Origin of the sequence: Thermoanaerobacter thermocopriae JCM 7501 (assembly GCF_001310975.1) — a bacterium.
Lineage (GTDB): Bacteria > Bacillota > Thermoanaerobacteria > Thermoanaerobacterales > Thermoanaerobacteraceae > Thermoanaerobacter > Thermoanaerobacter thermocopriae.
This window is the reverse complement of the sequence record NZ_BAZY01000036.1, coordinates 1-19593: the sequence shown is the minus strand read 5'-3', so window position 1 is coordinate 19593 and position 19593 is coordinate 1. Positions and strand designations below refer to the sequence as shown.

Below are 19593 nucleotides of genomic sequence, written 5' to 3'. Positions count from 1 at the left end.
TCCCTTCTTCTATTTTCGGCTTTGTCGGTTTAGTAGCGACGAAATATAATATACCACGATTCTTTAATAGACTCAAGTAGTGTATAATGCTATTTTACCCTTTTTCATTAAAATATCAGCTCTTTTCTTTTAATATCTTTAGAATACTAAGTAATTCTTTGTATTACTATTATCCCTTTTTTCTTGTATATAATAAAAAAGAGCCCAAGGCTCTTTTATCTCTTTGAAAATTGTGGAGCTTTTCTTGCTTTTTTAAGACCATATTTTCTCCTTTCTTTCATTCTTGGGTCTCTCGTCAAGAATCCGGCTTTCTTTAAAATAGGCTTCAACTCACTATCAGCTTTTACTAATGCACGAGCAACACCAAGTCTTACTGCTCCTGCTTGACCTGTAAGTCCTCCTCCGGATACTTTTGCGTACACATCAAATTTGTCTATTGTTTCTGTTAAAACTAAAGGTTGTTTAACAGTATACTTTAAAGTATCCAATGGAAAATACTCATCCAAAGGTCTATTATTAATTACTATATTTCCCTTTCCAGGCATAAGCCTTACTCTCGCTACAGCTTCTTTTCTTCTTCCTGTTCCGTAATATTGTACTGTTGCCATAATAATATCCTCCCTTCATTCTATATCTAATTTTTCGGGCTTTTGAGCTTGATGTTTATGCTCAGAGCCTCTATATACTTTCAATCTTTTAATCATTCTGCGTCCAAGTCTATTTTTAGGCAACATGCCTTTTACAGCATGGTATATCACAAACTCAGGTTTTGTCTGCATTAACTTTTTATATTGAACCTCTTTTAATCCTCCTGGATATCCTGTATAATATTTGTAATATTTATCTTCTAATTTATTGCCTGTCAACACAATTTTGTCAGCATTCAAAACTATTACAAAATCTCCTGTATCTATATGAGGTGTATAAGTTGGTTTATGCTTACCCATTAGTATTTTAGCGATTTGGCTTGCTAACCTTCCTAGAACTTTACCTTCAGCATCTATAACAAACCATTTTCTCTCGACATCTTTAGGTTTAGCCATATATGATTTCATTTTTTATATAACCTCCTTATCCATGGTAAATTTCCAACACAGGGCACAATTTCGCATAATATTATTTTAATCCAGAGTACTGTAACTGTCAATAGATAATTTTTATTAAATACAATCCTTGAGGAGGAGCAGTTATGCCCGCTTTTGTCCTGTCTTTCGATGCTAAAATGTTATAAACTTCATTTTCCCCTATTTTGCCAAGGCCAACATAAGACAGTGTCCCTACAATTATTCGCACCATATTATACAAAAAACCATCGGCTTCTATTTCAATGTTGATAAATCTTCATTTTTTTCGATAATTAAGTCATACACTGTTCTTATTGTACTTGTCTTACTACTTCCTGAAGCTTTAAAAGCAGAAAAATCATGAGTGCCAATTAAGTAAGTCGCTGCTTTTTTCATTTTTTCTACATTTAAAGGATAGCTTATATGCCAGCAATAATTCCTCATTGTAGGCATTCGAAATTTCCTATTGAGAATGAGGTATTTATATCTTTTCCTTTTTGCACTATATCGGGCGTGAAAAGAATCTTCAACATCTTTTGCTTGTGTAATTACTATATCGTCGGGTAATACACTGTTTAGAGCGTAGGGCAGTTTTTCTGCAGGTATTTTAGTATTAGTTTTAAAGTTAGCTACTTGGTATAGAGCATGGACACCCGTATCAGTTCTACTTGCCCCAATTAAATTAACTTCTTCTCCTGTTACTTTCTTTATTGCTTTTTGCAATACTTCCTGGACTGTTATTGCATTCTTTTGGTATTGCCAACCATGATAATTGGTCCCGTCATATTGTACTACAATCATTATGTTTCTCACTTTTACCACGTCCAGCTTCTATTCCATATAATTAGTAATACCATTGTCAAAGTTACAACTAAAGCTTCATAATCTCGTTGTTGGATTTTAAGTTGTTTCATTCGAGTTCTGTTTTGCCCGCCTTTGTAGCACCGAGATTCCATAGCAATTGCTAATTCGTCAGCTCTTCGGAAAGCACTAATAAATAACGGTACTAAAAGAGGCACTAGCCTTTTGCCCTTTTTACTATATTGCCACTTTCAAAATCAGCGCCTCTCGCTATTTGAGCTTTCATAATTTTCTCTGCTTCTTCTATTAATGTAGGTATAAATCTTAAAGCAATGGTCATCATCATTGCTAATTCATGAGCTGGTACCCCTATTCGGCTAAAGGGTTTTAAAATATGCTCTATTCCGTCTGTTAAAGAGATAGGAGAAGTAGTTAAAGTAAGTAGTGAAGTACCGATAATCAAAAATATAAGTCTTAATCCCATAAAAATAGCTAAACGCAGCCCATTAGTAGTAATCTCCAAAGGTCCTAAAGTATATAATATCGTTCCCCCAGGGGTAAAAAACATATTTAAACTCACTGTCAACAAAAGAATTATAATTATTGGTCTTAAGCCTTTTAAAATATAATTGAAAGGTATTTTTGAAATTGCTATTATCAAATAAAGATAAAACCTGCAAAAAGGTAGCCCGAAAGTTTATTTATGAAGAATATGGCCACTATAAATATAAAAGAGATAATTATTTTAATCCTCGGATCCAATTTGTGAACTGCTGAATCACCAGGAATATATTGACCAATAGTTATATTTCTAAACATTTTTAATCCCCCTGAGATAACGAATTATATATTCCTTTGCTTCTTCAATTGTTAATATATCTTCTGGAATTGCTATTCCTTTTTTTTGTAATTCTCTTGCGAGAGAAGTTATTTGTGGTACTCCTAATCCTATCTTTTCTAATTTTTCAGCTTCTCTAAATACTTCCCTTGGAGTCCCAATAACTTCTATTCTTCCTTTGTTCATTACAATTATTTTATCTGCAAATCTAGCTATATCTTCCATGCTATGGGATACCAAAATTGTTATCATCTTATATTTATCATGAATTTCTTTAATTTTGTTTAAAATCTCTTCTTTCCCTTTTGGATCAAGACCTGCAGTAGGTTCATCTAGTATCAAAATTTTGGGTTTCATAGCCAATATTCCTGCTATCGCAATCCTACGTTTTTGCCCACCTGATACTTCAAAAGGGGATTTATCTGCTAATTCTCTACTGATTCCAACAATATCCATTGCTTCATATACTCTTTTTTCAATTTCTTCTTCGCTAAGTCCCAAATTAGCAGGACCAAAGGCGATATCTTTAAAAATAGTTTCTTCAAAAAGTTGATATTCAGGATATTGAAAAACTAACCCTACTTCTTTTCGTACATCTTTCAAACTAACTTTTTTATCTGTTATATCTACTCCATTTATATATATTTTCCCTGAAGTAGGTTTTAAAAGCCCATTCAAATGTTGTATTAACGTAGATTTACCCGACCCTGTGTGCCCGATAATTCCCACAAACTCTTCATCTTGGATTTCAAAAGTAACATTATTTAAAGCAACAGTAGCATATGGCGTACCTTCATTATACACAAAACTTAAATTTTCTACCTTTATCGGCATAAAAACTCCACCATTTCTTCTACTGTTAAAATGTCTAGAGGGACGTCAAAGCCTTCTCTCTTCAATTGGTATGCCAACTCTGTAACTTGGGGCACACTGAGGCCAATCTTTTTTAAAAGCTCAACTTCTTTAAATACCTCTTTAGGAGTACCATCTAACACTACCTTTCCATCATCCATTACAATAACTCTATCTGCATCTACTACTTCCTCCATAAAATGTGTTATGAGTATTACAGTAATTTCCTCTTCTTTGTTGAGTTTTTTTATAGTAGAAATTACTTCCTTTCTTCCTATTGGGTCAAGCATTGCTGTTGGTTCGTCCAAAATTATGCACTCCGGTTTCATTGCAATTATCCCAGCAATAGCAACTCTTTGCTTTTGGCCGCCTGAAAGCATGTGGGGAGGATAATCTTTGTATTCCCACATACCTACCGCTTTAAGAGCATATTCAACTCTTTCTTTTATCTCATCAGGGGATATACCTAAATTTTCTGGGCCAAAAGCTACATCCTCCTCAACTATAGCCGCCACTATTTGATTATCTGGATTTTGGAAAACAAGCCCAGCAGACTGTCTTATGTCCCATAAATGCTTTGCATCTTTCGTGTCCATTCCCTTTACATACACTTTTCCCTCTGTCGGCACTAAAAGTGCATTAAAATGTTTGGCAAGTGTTGATTTACCTGACCCATTATGGCCAATTATACCTATGAACTGTCCTTTTTTAAACTGTAAATTTATATCCTTTAAAACTAGGTGTCGAGTTTGTTCTTCTGTATGATATTCAAAAGATAAATTTTGTGTTGTTATTATGTGTTCCATTAGGGACACCTTCTTTTAAATTAAACTCTTTCTATGAAAATAGGGATTAAGTTGCAGCACCAAACTTAACCCCTTCGATTGCTTACACTAATTCAATAATTACTAATGGTGCGCCATCTCCTCTGCGAGGCCCAAGCTTTAAAATTCTTGTGTAACCACCTTGTCTGTCTTTATATTTCGGTGCTATTTCGTCAAATAACTTCTTTACTACACTTTCATCTAAGATATAAGCTAAAGCTTGCCTTCTTGCGTGTAAATCGCCTCTTTTGCCAAGTGTTATCATTTTTTCCGAAATTCTGCGAACTTCTTTTGCTCGTGCCTCTGTTGTAGTTATTCTGCCATATTTCAAAAAGTCTGTAACTAAATTTCTAAGCATAGCTCTCCTCTGGTCTGAAGGACGACCTAATTTTCTGTAACCCACCTTCAACCCTCCTTTATTCGTCTGCCTTCTTTAAGCTAAGTCCTAATGCTTGGAGTTTTTGTTTAACCTCTTCTAAAGATTTTTTCCCTAAATTTCTAACTTTCATCATCTCTTCTTCTGTCTTTTGAGTAAGCTCCTGTACTGTATTTATTCCAGCTCTCTTTAAGCAATTATAGGACCTTACAGATAAGTCTAACTCTTCAATCGTCATATCAAGAGGTTTTTCGATTTTTTTGTCAGGTTTGTCCACAAAAATATCCGAACTTTTGTATTCGCCACTAAAAGATATAAATTTCTGAAAGTACCTAATCAACATGTCAGAAGCCATACTAATAGCTTCTTTAGGTGTAATAGTTCCATTTGTCCATACTTCCAAAGTAAGTTTATCATAGTCTGTAACATTGCCTACACGAGTATTTTCTACATTGTAGCTTACTTTTTTACTGGTGTAAAAATAGAATCAACTGGAATGACACCTATCGGTTGGTTAGGTTCTTTGTTTTTATCTGAAGGCACATAACCCTTTCCTTTAACAAACACAATCTCCATATGGAGTTTGCCATCGTCACTTAAAGTAGCTATATGATGGTCAGGGTTTAAAATCTCTATATCGGCACTACCTTTTATATGACCTGCTGTTACTTCTCCTTTTCCTTCTACATCTATGCGCCTACCACGGTTCGTCTGAATGCAATTTAACTGCGATTTCTTTAAGGTTAAGTATAATTTCTACCACATCCTCTTTAACTCCTGGTAGGGTTGAAAATTCATGTAATACTCCATCTATCTTTACAGATTTAGGAGCAGCACCAGGAAGAGAGGACAAAAGTACTCTTCTTAAAGAATTTCCAAGCGTTATGCCATAACCCCTTTCTAAAGGCTCTACTACAAACTTTCCATACGTCCCATCTTCCGCCTGCTCAACAATCTCTATTTTTGGTTCAATTATTTCAAACACTATAAACCCTCCTTTTAACTGTTTTATGAGGGTAACCGATTATAATCATTACTTAGAATACAACTCAACAATCAAGTGCTCTTGTATAGGCAGATCTATATGTTCTCTTCTCGGCAATGAAACCACTCTACCTTCAAAAGCATCTTTATTAAGTTCTAGCCAGTCAGGTACGTTCCTCGCAGCTTCTAAATTGTTCTTTATCAATTCCATTGAACGGCTTTTTTCCCTCACAGATATTACATCCCCTGGTTTTACTAAAAAAGATGGTATATCAACTTTCTTGCCATTGACCTCTATATGGCCATGGCTTACCAATTGCCTCGCTTGTCGCCTAGAAACTGCAAAACCTAATCTGTATACCACATTGTCAAGACGTCTTTCTAAAAGTTGCAATAAGTTTTCACCTGTAATTCCTTTCATTCTTTCTGCTTTTTCATAGAACCTTTCAAACTGTCTCTCTAAAAGGCCATAGTATCTTTTGAGTTTTTGTTTTTCTCTTAGTTGTATGCCATAGCTAGTAAGTTTTTTCCTTTCTTGCCCATGTTGCCCTGGTGCATATCCTCTTCTTACAACAGGACATTTGTCTGTATAACATTTATCTCCTTTTAAATATAATTTCATACCTTCTCTTCTGCACAATCTGCAACTTGGTCCTAAGTATCTTCCCATAATCGCACCTCCTTATACTCTTCTCCTCTTAGGTGGTCTGCATCCATTGTGAGGAATTGGAGTTACATCTTTTATTAAACTTACCTCAAGTCCAGCAGCCTGTAAAGCCCTTATCGCTGCTTCTCTACCTGCACCAGGACCTTTTACATATACATCCACAGTTTTCATGCCATGCTCCATTGCAGATTTTGCAGCTGATTCTGCCGCCATTTGAGCTGCAAATGGAGTTGATTTTCTTGAACCTTTAAAACCTATTGTACCAGCGCTCGCCCAAGAAATTGTATTTCCAGCAGGATCCGTTATAGTCACAATAGTATTATTAAACGTAGAATGAATATGGGCTATTCCTCTTTCTACGTGTTTTTTCTCGCGTTTTCTGCCAGTTCTTTTTACTCTTTTAGCCATTATTTCCCCTCCTTATTAATTACTTCTTCTTCTTAGCAACAGTTTTTCTTGGACCTTTCCTCGTTCTAGCATTGGTCCTAGTCCTTTGACCCCTTACAGGTAAACCTCTTTTATGCCTTATTCCTCTGTAGCATCCTATATCCATTAACCTTTTGATGTTCATGGCAACTTCTTTTCTTAAATCGCCTTCAACTTTGTATTCTTTATCAATTATCTCTCTAAGTCTTGAAACTTCTTCTTCTGTCAAATCCTTGACTCTTGTATCCGGATTGACACCTGCTTTGGCAAGTATTTCATTTGAGCGAGAGCGACCAATTCCATAGATATATGTCAAAGCTATCTCAACTCGTTTATCTCTTGGTAAATCAACGCCTGCTATTCTCGCCATTTTTACACCTCCTAGCCTTGTTTTTGTTTATGCTTTGGATTTTCACAAATTACCATAACTTTGCCTTTTCTCTTTATAACTTTACATTTTTCGCAAATAGGTTTTACAGATGGTCTTACCTTCATTTTCAATACCTCCTTATTACTTTCCACGCCATACTATTCTTCCACGAGTCAAGTCATAAGGAGACAATTCTACCGTCACCCTGTCTCCTGGAAGTATTCGTATAAAGTTCATTCTCAATTTTCCTGATACATGGGCTAATACTTTATGCCCATTGTCTAATTGTACTTGAAACATGGCATTTGGTAAAGCCTCTATCACTGTACCTTCCACTTCAATAACATCATCCTTTGCCAAGGGTATCCATCCCTCCTCATCGACTTAGGATTTATAAGCTCTAAAAATTTTCTAATTTCTTCATTAGTTAATTTATCGCCATTTAAGATTTTTTCTTTAATCTGCCAAATTACGTCATTATACCGCTGAAGATGTTTAAACTTTTTTTTCTTAGGTTTTTCTATTGTTCGAAGGTCCCCATCGGCTACAAAAACATGTTGGTCATCAAATTTTCCTACAATAACAAAAACTCTACCTTTATCACGACCTGCTTTGCTCCGTACTACCTGACCAATTTGCCAGTCGTCCATCAAAAAACTCACCTCTTATAAAATGGTCAGTATTTCAGGTTCTCCCTCCGTAATAACAATAGTATTTTCGTAATGGGCAGATAAACCACCATCAGCGGTGACTACTGTCCAATTATTTTCTAGTGTCTTTACTATATAATGTCCCGTATTTACCATTGGTTCTATAGCAAGACACATTCCTTTTTTTAATCTGGGTCCTCTACCGGGAGGGCCAAAATTGGGAACCTGAGGGTCTTCATGCATTTTTAAACCTATGCCATGGCCTACATATTCTCTTACTACGGAAAAACCGTAACTCTCTACATAAGTCTGTATTGCATGAGAAATATCAGATAGCCTATTCCCTTCTTTTGCATACTTTATACCCTCAAAAAAGCTATTCTTTGTGACCTCAATCAATTTTTGTGCTTCCTCTGATATTTCCCCAACGGAGAAAGTCCTTGCTGCATCTGCATTGTATCCTTTATAGCTAGCCCCTAGGTCTATACCTATAATATCGCCTTCTTTAAGTTTTCTTAAACTTGGTATTCCATGAACTACTTCTTCATTTATTGAAGTACAAATACTAGCAGGGAAGCCATACAACCCTTTGAAGGCAGGTTTACAACCATTTTTTATTATAAACTCTTCTGCAATTCTATCAAGTTCTAACGTCGTCACTCCAGGCTTAATTGCCTTTTCCAAAACTTCAAAGAGATTTGCTATTACCTTACCAGCTGTTCTCATTAAATCAATTTCATTTTCAGATTTGATATATATCATTTGCCTCTGTCTCCCAAAACCTTTTTTATATCTTCAAATACTTCTTCGACTGATTTATTCCCATCTATATTCACTAAAATGCCTTTCTTTGTATAATGCTCAATCAAAGGCTTAGTTTGACTTTCATAAACTTCTAGCCTTTTTACAACTGATTCTAATTTATCGTCTGAACGTTGTATAAGTTGTGCACCACATTTGTCACACACATTGTCAACTGCAGGAGGAAAAGTCTTTATGTGATAAGTCGCGCCGCAATTAGGACATACTCTCCTGCCTGTTATTCTTTCAATTAAAGCTTCTTTCTCAACTTCAATATTTAATACACAATCCAGATAAATGCCTTTGCCTTGTAAAAACTATCTAATTCCTCAGCCTGTTCAACATTTCTAGGGTAACCATCCAACAAAAACCCTTTTTGGCAGTCATTTTTTTCTAATCTATTTTCTACTATTTTATTTGTAACCTCATCGGGGACCAATAAGCCTTTGTCCATGTATTCTTTTGCTAGTTTTCCTAAGTCGGTATTTTCTCTCAAATTTTGTCTAAAAATATCTCCCGTCGAAATGTGAGGAATGTCAAACTCCTTAGCAATTTTTTTAGCTTGCGTTCCCTTACCTGCCCCTGGGGGTCCTAAAAGTATTATTTTCATAAATTCTCCCCCCTTTATTACTTCAAAAATCCTTGATAATTCCTCATGATAAGGTGCCCTTCTACTTGTTTCATAGTATCAAGCGCTACACCAACTGCAATTAAAAGAGCCGTGCCTCCAAAATAAAGCTGCAATCCAGTTATCCTCATTAAAATTACTGGCATTGTAGCAATAAATGCCAAGAATAACGCCCCTACAAAAGTAACTCTGTTCAATATCTTTGTAAGATATTCAGTAGTCGGTCTACCTGGTCTTATGCCAGGAATAAACCCCCCATATTTTTTTAAGTTATCTGAAATCTCTACCGGATTAAATATTACTGCTGTGTAGAAATAAGTAAATCCAATTATCAATAATATATCTAAAATATTGTATATTAGCCCACTTGTGCTTAGCCACCTTTGTACAAAGTTATAAAATGACGACCGTGGAAAAAAGGTAGCTAATTGTTGTGGAAATTGTAACAGTGAAAGAGCAAATATAATAGGAATAACCCCTGCCATGTTTATTCTTATAGGAATGTGAGTACTTTGCCCACCATAAACTTTTCTTCCAACAACCCTTTTTGCATATTGCACAGGAATTCTTCTTTGGCCTTCTGTAGCTAAAATTATTAACACTATCATTAGAAGCTCTGCAACTACAAAAGCAATAGCACCAAAAATATTAGCAGTACCCGCACGAACATATTCAGCTGTCATATATATCATGTTAGGAATCCTAGAAATTATCCCAGCAAAAATTATCAATGAACTCCCGTTGCCTATTCCATTTTCCGTAATTCTTTCACCCAACCACATCAGAAAAGCAGTACCTGCCGTCAAAGTTATAACAATAACCGTCAAGTTAAAAAATGTAGGATTGATAACTGCCTTCCTTAGCCCAATTGTCATTCCTATAGCTTGTATCAAGGCAAGCACCACTGTTAAATATCTGGTATACTGAGCAATTTTCTTCCTTCCCTCTTCCCCTTCTTTTGCCATTTGTTCAAGAGAGGGAATTGCTATTGTTAAAAGTTGCATTATAATTGATGCATTGATGTAAGGTGTAATGCTCATCGCAAAAATGGTAAAGCTACTAAAAGCACCACCTGATATTATATCAAAAAATCCAAACAATTGTCCTTGGCCAAGTATATTAGCAATCACCTTTGAGTCAATTCCTGGCACGGGGATATGAGACCCCAATCTAAAGATTACTAACATAACTACAGTATAAAGTATTCTTTTCCTTATATCATCAACCTTCCAAGCATTGACAAGGGTTTGAAACAATTTATATCACCTCTGCCTTTCCTCCAACGGCTTGAATTTTTTCAATGGCGCTCTGGCTAAATTTGTGAGCTTTAACAGTAAACTTTTTGTTTAAATCTCCGTCCCCTAATATTTTAACCCCATCCTTTACATCTTTAATTATACCACTTTCTATTAAAACTTCAGGAGTAATTACCGCTCCCTCCTCAAATCTTTCTTCTAAAGTTCCAACATTAACAATTGCATATTCTTTTTTGAATATGTTAGTAAAACCTCTTTTTGGAATTCTTCTAGTAAGGGGCATTTGACCTCCTTCAAAGCCTGGACGCACTCCACCACCACTTCTTGCTTTTTGTCCCTTTTGGCCCTACATGAAGTTTTACCATGTCCAGAACCTATTCCTCTTCCTACTCTTTTTTTCTCCCGTCTTGCTCCCTCAGCAGGTTTTAAATCGTGCAGTCTCATCTTCGCACCTCCTCAATCGCTCTTTATATTTATTCAAATAATTGGCTTACAGGAATTCCACGTAGTCTTGCCACATCTTCAGCTGTTCTCAATCTTTTTAATCCTTCCATTGTCGCATAAACCATGTTAGTTGCATTGGAAGAACCGAGTGATTTTGTCAAAACGTCTTTTATACCTGCAGATTCCAACACTGCGCGAACAGGTCCCCCCGCAATAACACCTGTACCTTCTTTAGCAGGTTTTAATAGTACTTTTCCCGCACCAAATTCCCCTATGACTTCATGAGGAATAGTAGTTCCAACAATCGGAACTTTAATTAAGTGTTTTTTTGCATCTTCTATAGCTTTTCTAATTGCATCTGGGATTTCTGCAGCTTTACCCCTTCCTACTCCTACATATCCCTTTTCTGCATCACCTACTACAACTGTAACACTAAATCTAAAATTTCTTCCGCCCTTTACAACTTTTGCAACACGGTTTATGCTAACAACTCTTTCTTTTAAATCCAACTTCGTCCAATCAACTCGAGCCATTCAATTCCCTCCTTGTTTAGAAATTCAATCCTGCTTGTCGTGCAGCGTCTGCCAATTCTTTTACTACCCCATGATAAATATATCCACCCCTGTCAAATACAACATCCTTTATGCCTTTTTCTAAAGCTCTCTTTGCAATCAACTCTCCTACCAATTTAGCAGACTGCTTATTTGCTCCTTTTGCAATGCTTCTAAGCTCAGGATCTAGCGTAGAAGCATGAACAAGAGTATGCCCTTTAGTATCGTCTATAATTTGCGCATAAATATGTTTTAGACTTTTAAACACATTAAGACGTGGTCTTTCTGGTGTACCAAAAACCTTCTTTCTTATCCTCAAATGGCGTCTTTTTCTTAATTCATTCCTATTTGGTTTTTTAATCATTATCTCACCCCTTACTTCTTACCAGTTTTACCTTCTTTTAATCTTACAACTTCGTCTGCATATCTTATGCCTTTGCCTTGATAAGCATCAGGTTCACGAACTCTTCTGATATTTGCAGCAACCTGACCTACTTTTTCCTTGTCTGCACCTCTTACAATTATCTTATTATTTCCTTCCACAATAATCTCAATTCCAGGTTCCTCTTCTATTTCTACCGGATGAGAATACCCCACATTCAATACTAACTTCTTCCCTTGTTTTGCAGCACGATATCCAATTCCTACAATTTCCAAAACCTTCTCGAATCCTTCAGTCACGCCTTTTATCATATTTGCAATTATTGCTCTCGTAGTTCCATGCATTGCTTTTTCTTCTTTGTCGTCGCCTTTTCGTGTTACAATTACTTGATTATCTTTTACTTCTACATTTACAATCGGAGGAAACTTCTTTCTAAAGTGCCTTTTGCACCTTTTACGGTAACTACATTGTCAGGAGTTACTTTGACTTCTACCCCTTTTGGTATCTCTATTGGTAATCTTCCTATTCTTGACACTGTCCACACCTCCTTATTAGAATCACCAAATGTAGCAAATGACTTCTCCTCCAACTCCTGCTTTCCTTGCTTCTTTATCTGTCATTATGCCTTTTGAAGTTGATATAATCGCTATTCCTAAACCTCCTAATACCCGCGGTAATTCGTCGTGTTTAGCATATACTCTCAAACCAGGTTTACTTATTCTTTTCAACCCAGATATAACTCTTTCCTTATTAGGACCATATTTCAAAGTTAATTTGAGAATACCACCTTTTCCATCGTCTATTTCTTCTACTGATTTTATAAACCCTTCTTTCAACATAATCTCTGCAATAGCCTTTTTCATCTTTGAAGCAGGTATTTCTACTGTTTCATGTCTTGCAATATTCGCATTTCTTATTCGGGTCAGCATATCTGCTATAGGATCTGTCATTACCATCGTACTACCTCCCCTCTTTCACCAACTTGCTTTTTTAACGCTGGTATCATCCCTTGATGGCATATTTTCTAAAGCATATACGACACATCCCAAATTTTCTTAAATATGCACGAGGCCTGCCACAAATTTTACACCTATTATATTCTCTCGTTTTGTATTTTTGAGGCTTTTGCTGCTTTACTATCAAAGCCTTTCTCGCCATATAATTTTACCCTCCTTTACTTTGCAAATGGCATACCTAAAAGTTCTAATAATCCTTTTGCTTCTTCATCAGTTTTTGCGGTTGTAACAATAATTATATCCATTCCTCTTATCTTGTCTATCTTATCGTAGTCAATTTCGGGAAAAATCAATTGTTCTTTTATTCCTAAAGCATAATTCCCTCTTCCATCGAAAGAATTAGGAGAAACTCCTTTAAAGTCTCTTACACGAGGTAAAGCTATATTGAAAAGTTTATCCAAAAATTCATACATTCTTTCGCCGCGCAAAGTAACTTTTACTCCAATCGGCATTCCTTTACGAATCTTAAAATTAGAAATTGACCTTTTCGCTCTTGTACTAACTGGCTTTTGTCCTGCAATCATTGTTAAATCTTGGACAGCTGCTTCCAGCGCCTTGGGATTTTCTTTTGCTTCTCCCACTCCTATATTTATAACAACTTTTTCAAGTTTAGGAACTTGCATTATATTTTTATATCCAAAACGTTCCATGAGCGCTGGTACAACTTCTTTTTGGTATTTTTCTCTCAGCCTTGACATAATGAGCCTCCTTCCTTTTATAAATTATAGCGTTTCATTGCACCTCTTGCAGTAACGTACTTTTTCACCATTTTCAAGGACTTTAACCCCATAGCGAACTCCTCTTCCACAATTTTCACAATAAAGCATAACCTTAGAACTGTATATTGGTGCTTCTTGGTGAATTATTCCACCCGGTTTTTGTGGATTTGTCGATTTCTTGTGTTTTGTAACAATATTTACGCCTTCTACAATTACTTTGCCTTCCTTAGGAAATGCCTGTAATACTTTACCTTTTTTCCCTTTGTCTTTACCCGAAATTACAACAACCATATCTCCTTTTTTTACGTGCAATTTATTCTGTGCCATTTACAACCCTCCTTAAAGCACTTCAGGAGCCAAAGATATAATTTTCATAAAGTCTTTTTCTCTTAATTCTCTTGCTACTGGTCCAAAAATACGAGTACCTCTTGGTTGTTTATCATCTCGTATAATAACCGCAGCATTATCGTCAAATCTTATATAAGTACCATCTTTCCGAGCAATCCCTTTCTTTGTCCTTACAATTACAGCTTTAACAACTTCACCTTTTTTTACAACACCACCGGGTGTTGCACTTTTTACAGAAGCAACTATTACATCTCCTACATTAGAAAACTTCCTATTTGAACCACCTAATAAGCGAATGCACATAATTTCTTTTGCGCCCGTGTTATCTGCAACTTTCAAACGTGTTTGAGGTTGAATCATTAGAATTTACCTCCTTTCAAATTATTCAGCCTTCTTAACTATTTCAACTAATCTCCATCTTTTCTCTTTACTAAGCGGTCTTGTTTCCATTATTTTTACTACATCTCCAACATTGCATATATTATTTTCATCGTGCACTTTAAATTTTTTAGTTCTTTTTATTGTCTTCCCATAAAGAGGATGTCTTACTCTGTCTTCTACAGCAACTACAATAGTTTTTTGCATTTTATTGCTTACTACTGTTCCAATTCTAACTTTTCTGTGGCCTCTTTCCAACTCAGTACCCTCCTTCCTTATGCATTATTTTGCCTAATACCTAATTCCCGCTCTCTTAAAATTGTCTTTATTCTCGCAATTGTCTTTCTTACATCCCTTATCCTCATAGGGTTATCTAATTGGCCGGTTGCCAGTTGAAATCTCAAATTAAAAAGCTCTGTTTTTAACTCCGAAAGCTTTTGAAGTAATTCCTCATTGGTAAGTTCTCTTATTTCCTTAGCTTTCATTATCTTCACCACCCAATTCTTGACGTTTTAAAAACTTTGTCTTTATAGGCAGTTTATGCATCGCAAGCCTTAAAGCCTCTTTCGCAATATCTTCTGACACTCCACCTATTTCAAAAAGAACTCTTCCAGGCTTTACAACTGCTACCCAGAATTCTGGTGACCCTTTACCTGAACCCATACGAGTTTCAGCAGGTTTTTTAGTAACTGGTTTATCAGGGAAAATTTTTATCCACACTTTCCCGCCTCTTTTTATAAACCTCGTCATTGCAACCCTTGCTGCCTCAATTTGGGTGGCTGTAATCCAACCGGGTTCCAGCGCTTGCAACCCATATTCTCCGTATGTCAAGGTATTACCACGAGTAGCATTTCCTTTTATTCTGCCCCGTTGCTGTTTTCTGTATTTTACTCTTTTTGGCATTAACATGTTTTAATTACCTCCTTCCGCGGTTACCTGCTTTTTAGGCTGTGGCAATATCTCTCCTTTATTTATCCAAACTTTTACTCCTATTTTCCCATAAGTAGTATTTGCCTCTGCAAAGCCATAGTCAATATCCGCTCTTAAGGTCTGAAGTGGTACAACGCCTTCATGATACCGTTCAGTACGAGCAATTTCCGCACCAGCAAGTCTACCCGAACAAGCAATTTTGATACCTTTTGCGCCTAATTTCATCGCTCTTGCTATTGCTTGTTTCATAGCCCTTCTATAAGATATCCTCTTTTCAATTTGAGCTGCAACATTCTCAGCTACCAGCTGTGCACTAAGTTCAGGAGTTTTAACTTCTACAATATTAAGGATAATCGTCTTGTTGGTCATTTTTTCTAATTCTTCTCTTAATTTATCAATGCCTGCACCACCTTTGCCAATTACCATTCCAGGTTTTGCAGCATGGATATCTATTTTTATTCTATTGGAAGCTCTTTCAATAACTATTTTGGAAATCCCAGCCGCATACAGTTTTTCTTTTATATAGTTTCTTATTTTAATATCTTCTATTAAGAATTTTGAAAAATTTTTGTCATCCGCATACCATTTAGCTAGCCAATCTTGTGTAACTCCAACTCTAAGTCCATATGGATGTACCTTTTGGCCCACGCATATCCCTCCTTTATTCTCTTTCCTTCACGACTATTGTTATATGACTGGTTCTCTTTCTCATAATATCTGCTCTTCCCCTCGCTCTTGGGAAAATTCTCTTCATTGTAGGGCCTTCGTCTGCCACAGCCTTTGCTACATACAGATTATCTCTGTTCATTCCATGGTTATTCTCAGCATTAGCAATGGCTGATTTAAGAACCTTAGCGACTATTCCTGAGGCTCTTTTGGGAGTAAACCTTAAAATTGTCAAGGCTTCATCTACATGTTTGCCACGAATTAGGTTAAGTACTAATCTAACCTTTCGAGGCGAAATTCTTACATATCTGGCGATTGCCCTTGCCTCCACGTTATCTCCTCCTTTGCCTATTTAACTTTGGAAGTTTTTTCAGTATCAGCATGGCCGTGGAAGGTTCGAGTAGGAGCAAATTCCCCTAGCTTGTGCCCTACCATCGCTTCAGTTATATAAACAGGTACATGTTTTCTACCGTCATGAACAGCTATGGTATGTCCAACCATTTCTGGAACAATAGTTGAACTTCTTGACCATGTCTTGATCACTTTTTTCTCATTCTTTTTATTCATTTCAACAATCTTTTTTAGAAGTTTTGGATCAACATATGGACCTTTTTTTACGGATCTACTCAAGACTTTGACCTCCTTTCACTAATTATTTGCGCCTTCTTATAATAAATTTATCCGAAGCTTTACCTTTCTTACGTGTCTTATAGCCTAATGCAGGCTTGCCCCATGGTGTAAGTGGACCTGGATGCCCAATAGGTGCTTTACCTTCACCACCACCATGTGGATGGTCTACAGGATTCATAGCCGAACCTCTAACACTTGGTCTTCTACCAAGCCATCTTGATCTACCTGCTTTTCCTATTTTTACATTTTCATGATCTATATTCGACACTTGTCCAATGGTTGCACGACAGTCTGCTCTTATCAATCTAATCTCTCCTGAAGGCATCCTAATTTGTACATAATCTCCTTCTTTAGCCATAATCTGCGCAGCTGTGCCTGCCGCTCTCACTAACTGTCCACCTTTTCCAGGCGTAAGTTCAATATTGTGGACCACTGTACCTACAGGAATATTTCTCAAAGGTAAAGCATTTCCTACCTTAATGTCTACATTTTCTCCAGATTCAATTATATCTCCCACTTTTAAGCCATAAGGAGCAATGATATATCTTTTTTCTCCATCTAAATAATGAATAAGTGCAATATAAGCTGTCCTGTTTGGATCGTACTCAATAGCAGCTACTTTTCCTGGTACTCCGTCCTTATCTCTTTTAAAATCTATAATCCTATATTTCCTCTTATGTCCGCCCCCGCGATGTCTAACAGTAATCCTTCCATAAACATTTCTTCCACCTGATTTAGTTAAACTAACAACTAATGATTTCTCTGGCTTATCTTTGGTAATTTCCTCAAAAGTCAATACTGTCATTTGACGTCTGCCGGGAGATGTCGGCTTAAAAGATTTTATTCCCATTGCTTTCCCTCCTTAACCTAAAATTACACCTGCATTCCTTCGAAGAATTCGATACCTTTGCTGTCTGGAGTAAGCTTCACTATTGCTTTTTTGTAAGCTTTTGTCCTTCCTTCATATTTTCCCATTCTCTTTGGTTTTCCTTTGTAATTCATTGTATATACTTTTTCCACTTTAACCCCAAATATGTCTTCTACAGCTTTCTTTATCTGAATTTTATTTGCCCTTTTATCCACAATAAAAGTATATTTTCTCTCTCCCATGAGGCGCATACTTTTTTCAGTTATTACTGGGCGTATTATAATGTCCCGTGCCTCCATTAGTCGTACACCTCCTCGACTATACCCACGGCATCTTTTGTTATGATAAATTTGTCATACTTTAAGACATCATAGGTATTGAGATAATTAGCATATAAAGTTTTTACACCCGGTATATTTCTTGTCGAAAGTTCTACGTTCTTCTCACCTTCAGGTACTACTATTAAAGCACTGTCAACATTAAAATTCTTAAGAAGCTCCACGACCTTTTTAGTCTTTGGTTGGTCCAATTTAAATTCATCCAAAACAATTATCTCATTATCCCTGACTTTGGATGAAAGAGCAGATTTTAAAGCTAATCTTTTTACTTTTTTAGGCAGCTTATAACTGTAATCCCTGGGTTTTGGCCCAAAAACAACGCCACCTTTAATCCATTGAGGAGCTCTTATACTTCCTTGACGCGCTCTTCCTGTCCCTTTTTGCCTCCAAGGCTTTCTTCCACCACCACGAACCTCGCCGCGGGTTTTGGTTGAATGGGTGCCCTGTCTTTGATTTGCCAAATAGTTTAACACTGCTTGATGCATAACAGGGACATTTACAGGTACGCCAAAAACTGAATCTTTCAGCTCTATTTCTCCTACTTGTTCCCCTTTTACGTTGTACACCGCTACCTTAGCCATCTTTCTTCCTCCTTTCATCACTTGCTCTTTACCGAATCTTTTATAATGAGCAAGGAGCCTTTAGGTCCTGGCACTGATCCTTTTACTAATAATAAATTTAATTCAGGGTCAACTTTTACAACTTCTAGGTTTTGTATAGTCACTCTTTTATGTCCCATATGCCCAGGCATTATTTTACCCTTAAAAGTTCTTCCTGGGTCTGTCGTAGCACCCATTGAACCTACTCTTCTATGGTATTTGGAACCGTGAGACATAGGTCCTCTACTGGCACCATACCTTTTTACAACACCTGCAAAGCCTTTACCTTTTGAAATACCTGTTACATCTACCCTATCACCTGGTTTAAAAATATCTACCTTTATTTCGCTGCCTACTTCATATCCACTTACGTCATCTAGCCTAAACTCTCTTAAATACCTCTTAAAAGGCACTCCTGCCTTTTTGAAATGCCCTATTAAAGGTTTTGTGAGTCTTTTCTCTTTAACATCCCCAAAACCCACTTGAATAGCGTTGTATCCATCAGTTTCTGTAGTTTTTTTCTGAACAACGACACAAGGCCCAGCCTCAATCACAGTTACTGGAATAACTTCTCCTTTTTCATCAAATATTTGTGTCATCCCATGCTTTCTTCCTAAAATACCTTTTTTCATTATTCTATCCACCTCCTGAAATCAGCGGACGCTTTTGCGTCTTAATTTCTTTATTATTTTACAGTTTTATTTCAATATCTACACCAGATGGCAAATCTAATCTCATAAGAGCATCTACTGTCTTAGGAGTTGGGTTTAAAATATCAATCAATCTCTTATGAGTTCTTATCTCAAATTGTTCTCTTGAATCTTTATATTTGTGAGGAGCTCTCAAGATAGTTATGATATCTCTTTCTGTCGGCAATGGAATAGGTCCCGAAACCTCTGCACCTGTTCTCTTTGCAGTTTCCACTATCTTTTGAGCCGATTGATCCAAAATAGCATGGTCAAAAGCTTTTAGGCGTATGCGAATTTTTTGCTTGGGCATTATATTTCCCTCCTTTTATCAATCCTCATCACTATTTATATATCCACATATCCAGGCGTTTTATTGTCAAAAAAAAACTTAGCTATAGACCAGCTTTAATATTTTATCTCAAGTTCTCAATCATTGCAAGAGTTGACATATCAATATTTTGTGCTAATAGCAACTGCTATTAGCACAAAATTAATACT

At 36.4% G+C, this 19593-nt stretch carries 31 protein-coding genes and 8 pseudogenes; all 39 read right to left on the bottom strand.

From position 1 onward, the window contains the following. Nucleotides 1-215: 215 nt before the first annotated feature. The 39 genes and pseudogenes from rpsI to rpsJ all read right to left on the bottom strand — a co-directional run bounded on the left by rpsI (nucleotide 216) and on the right by rpsJ (nucleotide 19405). A complete protein-coding gene (gene rpsI / locus JCM7501_RS11035; protein ID WP_012995881.1) occupies nucleotides 216-608 on the bottom strand; it encodes a 30S ribosomal protein S9 in 393 nt (130 codons plus the stop codon). Nucleotides 609-623: 15 nt separating this feature from the next. After that, nucleotides 624-1055: a 50S ribosomal protein L13 gene (gene rplM, locus JCM7501_RS11030; protein WP_013150792.1), complete on the bottom strand. Its 432-nt coding sequence runs from the start codon at nucleotides 1053-1055 to the stop codon at nucleotides 624-626. A gap of 88 nt (nucleotides 1056-1143) precedes the next feature. After that, nucleotides 1144-1877: pseudogene (gene truA / locus JCM7501_RS11025) on the bottom strand (tRNA pseudouridine(38-40) synthase TruA). A gap of 2 nt (nucleotides 1878-1879) precedes the next feature. Next, a pseudogene (locus tag JCM7501_RS11020) lies at nucleotides 1880-2526 on the bottom strand (energy-coupling factor transporter transmembrane component T family protein). Then, entirely contained in the window at nucleotides 2523-2684 is a 162-nt protein-coding gene (locus tag JCM7501_RS15240) for a hypothetical protein (protein ID WP_256201418.1), read from the bottom strand. The pseudogene JCM7501_RS11020 and the gene JCM7501_RS15240 overlap by 4 nt, the downstream one beginning before the upstream one ends. After that, nucleotides 2677-3537 carry an energy-coupling factor transporter ATPase gene (locus tag JCM7501_RS11015; RefSeq protein ID WP_013150795.1) on the bottom strand — a complete coding sequence of 287 codons (861 nt, stop codon included), beginning with the start codon at nucleotides 3535-3537 and terminating at the stop codon, nucleotides 2677-2679. The genes JCM7501_RS15240 and JCM7501_RS11015 overlap by 8 nt, the downstream gene beginning before the upstream one ends. After that, entirely contained in the window at nucleotides 3528-4361 is an 834-nt protein-coding gene (locus JCM7501_RS11010; RefSeq protein WP_028991958.1) for an energy-coupling factor transporter ATPase, read from the bottom strand. The genes JCM7501_RS11015 and JCM7501_RS11010 overlap by 10 nt, the downstream gene beginning before the upstream one ends. Before the next feature lie 82 nt (nucleotides 4362-4443). Next, nucleotides 4444-4782 carry a 50S ribosomal protein L17 gene (rplQ, locus tag JCM7501_RS11005; protein ID WP_013150796.1) on the bottom strand — a complete coding sequence of 113 codons (339 nt, stop codon included), beginning with the start codon at nucleotides 4780-4782 and terminating at the stop codon, nucleotides 4444-4446. A 13-nt stretch (nucleotides 4783-4795) separates the two neighbouring features. Then, complete coding sequence (locus tag JCM7501_RS16305; protein WP_457921092.1) at nucleotides 4796-5098, bottom strand: DNA-directed RNA polymerase subunit alpha C-terminal domain-containing protein; 303 nt, start codon at nucleotides 5096-5098, stop codon at nucleotides 4796-4798. 116 nt (nucleotides 5099-5214) lie between these two features. After that, nucleotides 5215-5740, bottom strand: a pseudogene (locus tag JCM7501_RS16300) (DNA-directed RNA polymerase subunit alpha). 48 nt (nucleotides 5741-5788) lie between these two features. Then, on the bottom strand, nucleotides 5789-6409 hold the full coding sequence (gene rpsD, locus JCM7501_RS10995) for a 30S ribosomal protein S4 (protein WP_012995888.1): 621 nt from the start codon (nucleotides 6407-6409) through the stop codon (nucleotides 5789-5791). A gap of 12 nt (nucleotides 6410-6421) precedes the next feature. Next, a complete protein-coding gene (rpsK, locus tag JCM7501_RS10990; RefSeq protein ID WP_012995889.1) occupies nucleotides 6422-6814 on the bottom strand; it encodes a 30S ribosomal protein S11 in 393 nt (130 codons plus the stop codon). A gap of 19 nt (nucleotides 6815-6833) precedes the next feature. Continuing rightward, nucleotides 6834-7202, bottom strand: a complete 369-nt coding sequence (gene rpsM / locus JCM7501_RS10985) for a 30S ribosomal protein S13 (RefSeq protein WP_003868584.1) — start codon at nucleotides 7200-7202, stop codon at nucleotides 6834-6836. Between the two features lie 11 nt (nucleotides 7203-7213). Further along, a complete protein-coding gene (gene rpmJ, locus JCM7501_RS10980; protein ID WP_002509257.1) occupies nucleotides 7214-7327 on the bottom strand; it encodes a 50S ribosomal protein L36 in 114 nt (37 codons plus the stop codon). Nucleotides 7328-7343: 16 nt separating this feature from the next. After that, complete coding sequence (gene infA, locus JCM7501_RS10975; protein ID WP_028991959.1) at nucleotides 7344-7562, bottom strand: translation initiation factor IF-1; 219 nt, start codon at nucleotides 7560-7562, stop codon at nucleotides 7344-7346. Nucleotides 7563-7600: 38 nt separating this feature from the next. After that, nucleotides 7601-7852, bottom strand: a pseudogene (locus JCM7501_RS10970) (RNA-binding protein); the annotation flags it as partial. Nucleotides 7853-7867: 15 nt separating this feature from the next. Beyond that, nucleotides 7868-8614 (bottom strand): type I methionyl aminopeptidase, encoded by a 747-nt coding sequence (gene map / locus JCM7501_RS10965; RefSeq protein ID WP_028991960.1) that lies wholly within the window; start codon nucleotides 8612-8614, stop codon nucleotides 7868-7870. Beyond that, nucleotides 8611-9263 (bottom strand): annotated as a pseudogene (locus JCM7501_RS10960) (adenylate kinase). Before JCM7501_RS10960 ends, map begins: the two are co-directional and overlap by 4 nt. A 17-nt stretch (nucleotides 9264-9280) precedes the next feature. Continuing rightward, on the bottom strand, nucleotides 9281-10537 hold the full coding sequence (gene secY / locus JCM7501_RS10955) for a preprotein translocase subunit SecY (protein ID WP_028991962.1): 1257 nt from the start codon (nucleotides 10535-10537) through the stop codon (nucleotides 9281-9283). 1 nt (nucleotide 10538) lies between these two features. Then, a pseudogene (gene rplO, locus JCM7501_RS10950) lies at nucleotides 10539-10981 on the bottom strand (50S ribosomal protein L15). A 29-nt stretch (nucleotides 10982-11010) separates the two neighbouring features. After that, nucleotides 11011-11514, bottom strand: coding sequence for a 30S ribosomal protein S5 (gene rpsE, locus JCM7501_RS10945; protein ID WP_012995895.1), 504 nt, complete (start codon nucleotides 11512-11514; stop codon nucleotides 11011-11013). A 16-nt stretch (nucleotides 11515-11530) separates the two neighbouring features. Beyond that, nucleotides 11531-11896: a 50S ribosomal protein L18 gene (gene rplR / locus JCM7501_RS10940; RefSeq protein ID WP_028991963.1), complete on the bottom strand. Its 366-nt coding sequence runs from the start codon at nucleotides 11894-11896 to the stop codon at nucleotides 11531-11533. Between the two features lie 11 nt (nucleotides 11897-11907). Beyond that, nucleotides 11908-12449, bottom strand: a pseudogene (gene rplF / locus JCM7501_RS10935) (50S ribosomal protein L6). A 22-nt stretch (nucleotides 12450-12471) separates the two neighbouring features. Beyond that, nucleotides 12472-12870 (bottom strand): 30S ribosomal protein S8, encoded by a 399-nt coding sequence (gene rpsH, locus JCM7501_RS10930; protein WP_012995898.1) that lies wholly within the window; start codon nucleotides 12868-12870, stop codon nucleotides 12472-12474. A gap of 18 nt (nucleotides 12871-12888) precedes the next feature. Next, nucleotides 12889-13072, bottom strand: a pseudogene (locus tag JCM7501_RS10925) (type Z 30S ribosomal protein S14). 16 nt (nucleotides 13073-13088) lie between these two features. Beyond that, nucleotides 13089-13628, bottom strand: coding sequence for a 50S ribosomal protein L5 (rplE, locus tag JCM7501_RS10920; RefSeq protein WP_028991964.1), 540 nt, complete (start codon nucleotides 13626-13628; stop codon nucleotides 13089-13091). 24 nt (nucleotides 13629-13652) lie between these two features. After that, nucleotides 13653-13976, bottom strand: coding sequence for a 50S ribosomal protein L24 (gene rplX / locus JCM7501_RS10915; RefSeq protein ID WP_012995901.1), 324 nt, complete (start codon nucleotides 13974-13976; stop codon nucleotides 13653-13655). A gap of 12 nt (nucleotides 13977-13988) precedes the next feature. Then, nucleotides 13989-14357 carry a 50S ribosomal protein L14 gene (rplN, locus tag JCM7501_RS10910; RefSeq protein ID WP_012995902.1) on the bottom strand — a complete coding sequence of 123 codons (369 nt, stop codon included), beginning with the start codon at nucleotides 14355-14357 and terminating at the stop codon, nucleotides 13989-13991. A gap of 21 nt (nucleotides 14358-14378) precedes the next feature. Continuing rightward, nucleotides 14379-14633, bottom strand: coding sequence for a 30S ribosomal protein S17 (gene rpsQ, locus JCM7501_RS10905; protein WP_012995903.1), 255 nt, complete (start codon nucleotides 14631-14633; stop codon nucleotides 14379-14381). A 17-nt stretch (nucleotides 14634-14650) separates the two neighbouring features. Beyond that, a complete protein-coding gene (gene rpmC, locus JCM7501_RS10900; protein ID WP_028991965.1) occupies nucleotides 14651-14860 on the bottom strand; it encodes a 50S ribosomal protein L29 in 210 nt (69 codons plus the stop codon). Then, nucleotides 14850-15284 (bottom strand): 50S ribosomal protein L16, encoded by a 435-nt coding sequence (rplP, locus tag JCM7501_RS10895; protein WP_012995905.1) that lies wholly within the window; start codon nucleotides 15282-15284, stop codon nucleotides 14850-14852. Before rplP ends, rpmC begins: the two co-directional genes overlap by 11 nt. 3 nt (nucleotides 15285-15287) lie before the next feature. Further along, nucleotides 15288-15953, bottom strand: a complete 666-nt coding sequence (gene rpsC / locus JCM7501_RS10890) for a 30S ribosomal protein S3 (protein WP_013150804.1) — start codon at nucleotides 15951-15953, stop codon at nucleotides 15288-15290. A 13-nt stretch (nucleotides 15954-15966) separates the two neighbouring features. Further along, nucleotides 15967-16302: a 50S ribosomal protein L22 gene (gene rplV, locus JCM7501_RS10885; protein WP_013150805.1), complete on the bottom strand. Its 336-nt coding sequence runs from the start codon at nucleotides 16300-16302 to the stop codon at nucleotides 15967-15969. A 17-nt stretch (nucleotides 16303-16319) separates the two neighbouring features. Then, nucleotides 16320-16601, bottom strand: coding sequence for a 30S ribosomal protein S19 (gene rpsS / locus JCM7501_RS10880; RefSeq protein WP_003868564.1), 282 nt, complete (start codon nucleotides 16599-16601; stop codon nucleotides 16320-16322). A gap of 22 nt (nucleotides 16602-16623) precedes the next feature. Continuing rightward, nucleotides 16624-17451: a 50S ribosomal protein L2 gene (gene rplB / locus JCM7501_RS10875; protein WP_012995908.1), complete on the bottom strand. Its 828-nt coding sequence runs from the start codon at nucleotides 17449-17451 to the stop codon at nucleotides 16624-16626. Between the two features lie 23 nt (nucleotides 17452-17474). Continuing rightward, on the bottom strand, nucleotides 17475-17768 hold the full coding sequence (gene rplW, locus JCM7501_RS10870; protein ID WP_012995911.1) for a 50S ribosomal protein L23: 294 nt from the start codon (nucleotides 17766-17768) through the stop codon (nucleotides 17475-17477). Continuing rightward, on the bottom strand, nucleotides 17768-18388 hold the full coding sequence (gene rplD, locus JCM7501_RS10865; protein WP_012995912.1) for a 50S ribosomal protein L4: 621 nt from the start codon (nucleotides 18386-18388) through the stop codon (nucleotides 17768-17770). The genes rplW and rplD overlap by 1 nt, the downstream gene beginning before the upstream one ends. Before the next feature lie 17 nt (nucleotides 18389-18405). Continuing rightward, the gene (rplC, locus tag JCM7501_RS10860; RefSeq protein ID WP_012995913.1) at nucleotides 18406-19038 is read right to left on the bottom strand and encodes a 50S ribosomal protein L3; all 633 of its coding nucleotides are present in this window, start codon (nucleotides 19036-19038) and stop codon (nucleotides 18406-18408) included. Nucleotides 19039-19096: 58 nt separating this feature from the next. After that, nucleotides 19097-19405 (bottom strand): 30S ribosomal protein S10, encoded by a 309-nt coding sequence (rpsJ, locus tag JCM7501_RS10855; protein ID WP_012995914.1) that lies wholly within the window; start codon nucleotides 19403-19405, stop codon nucleotides 19097-19099. Between the last annotated feature and the right edge of the window lie 188 nt (nucleotides 19406-19593).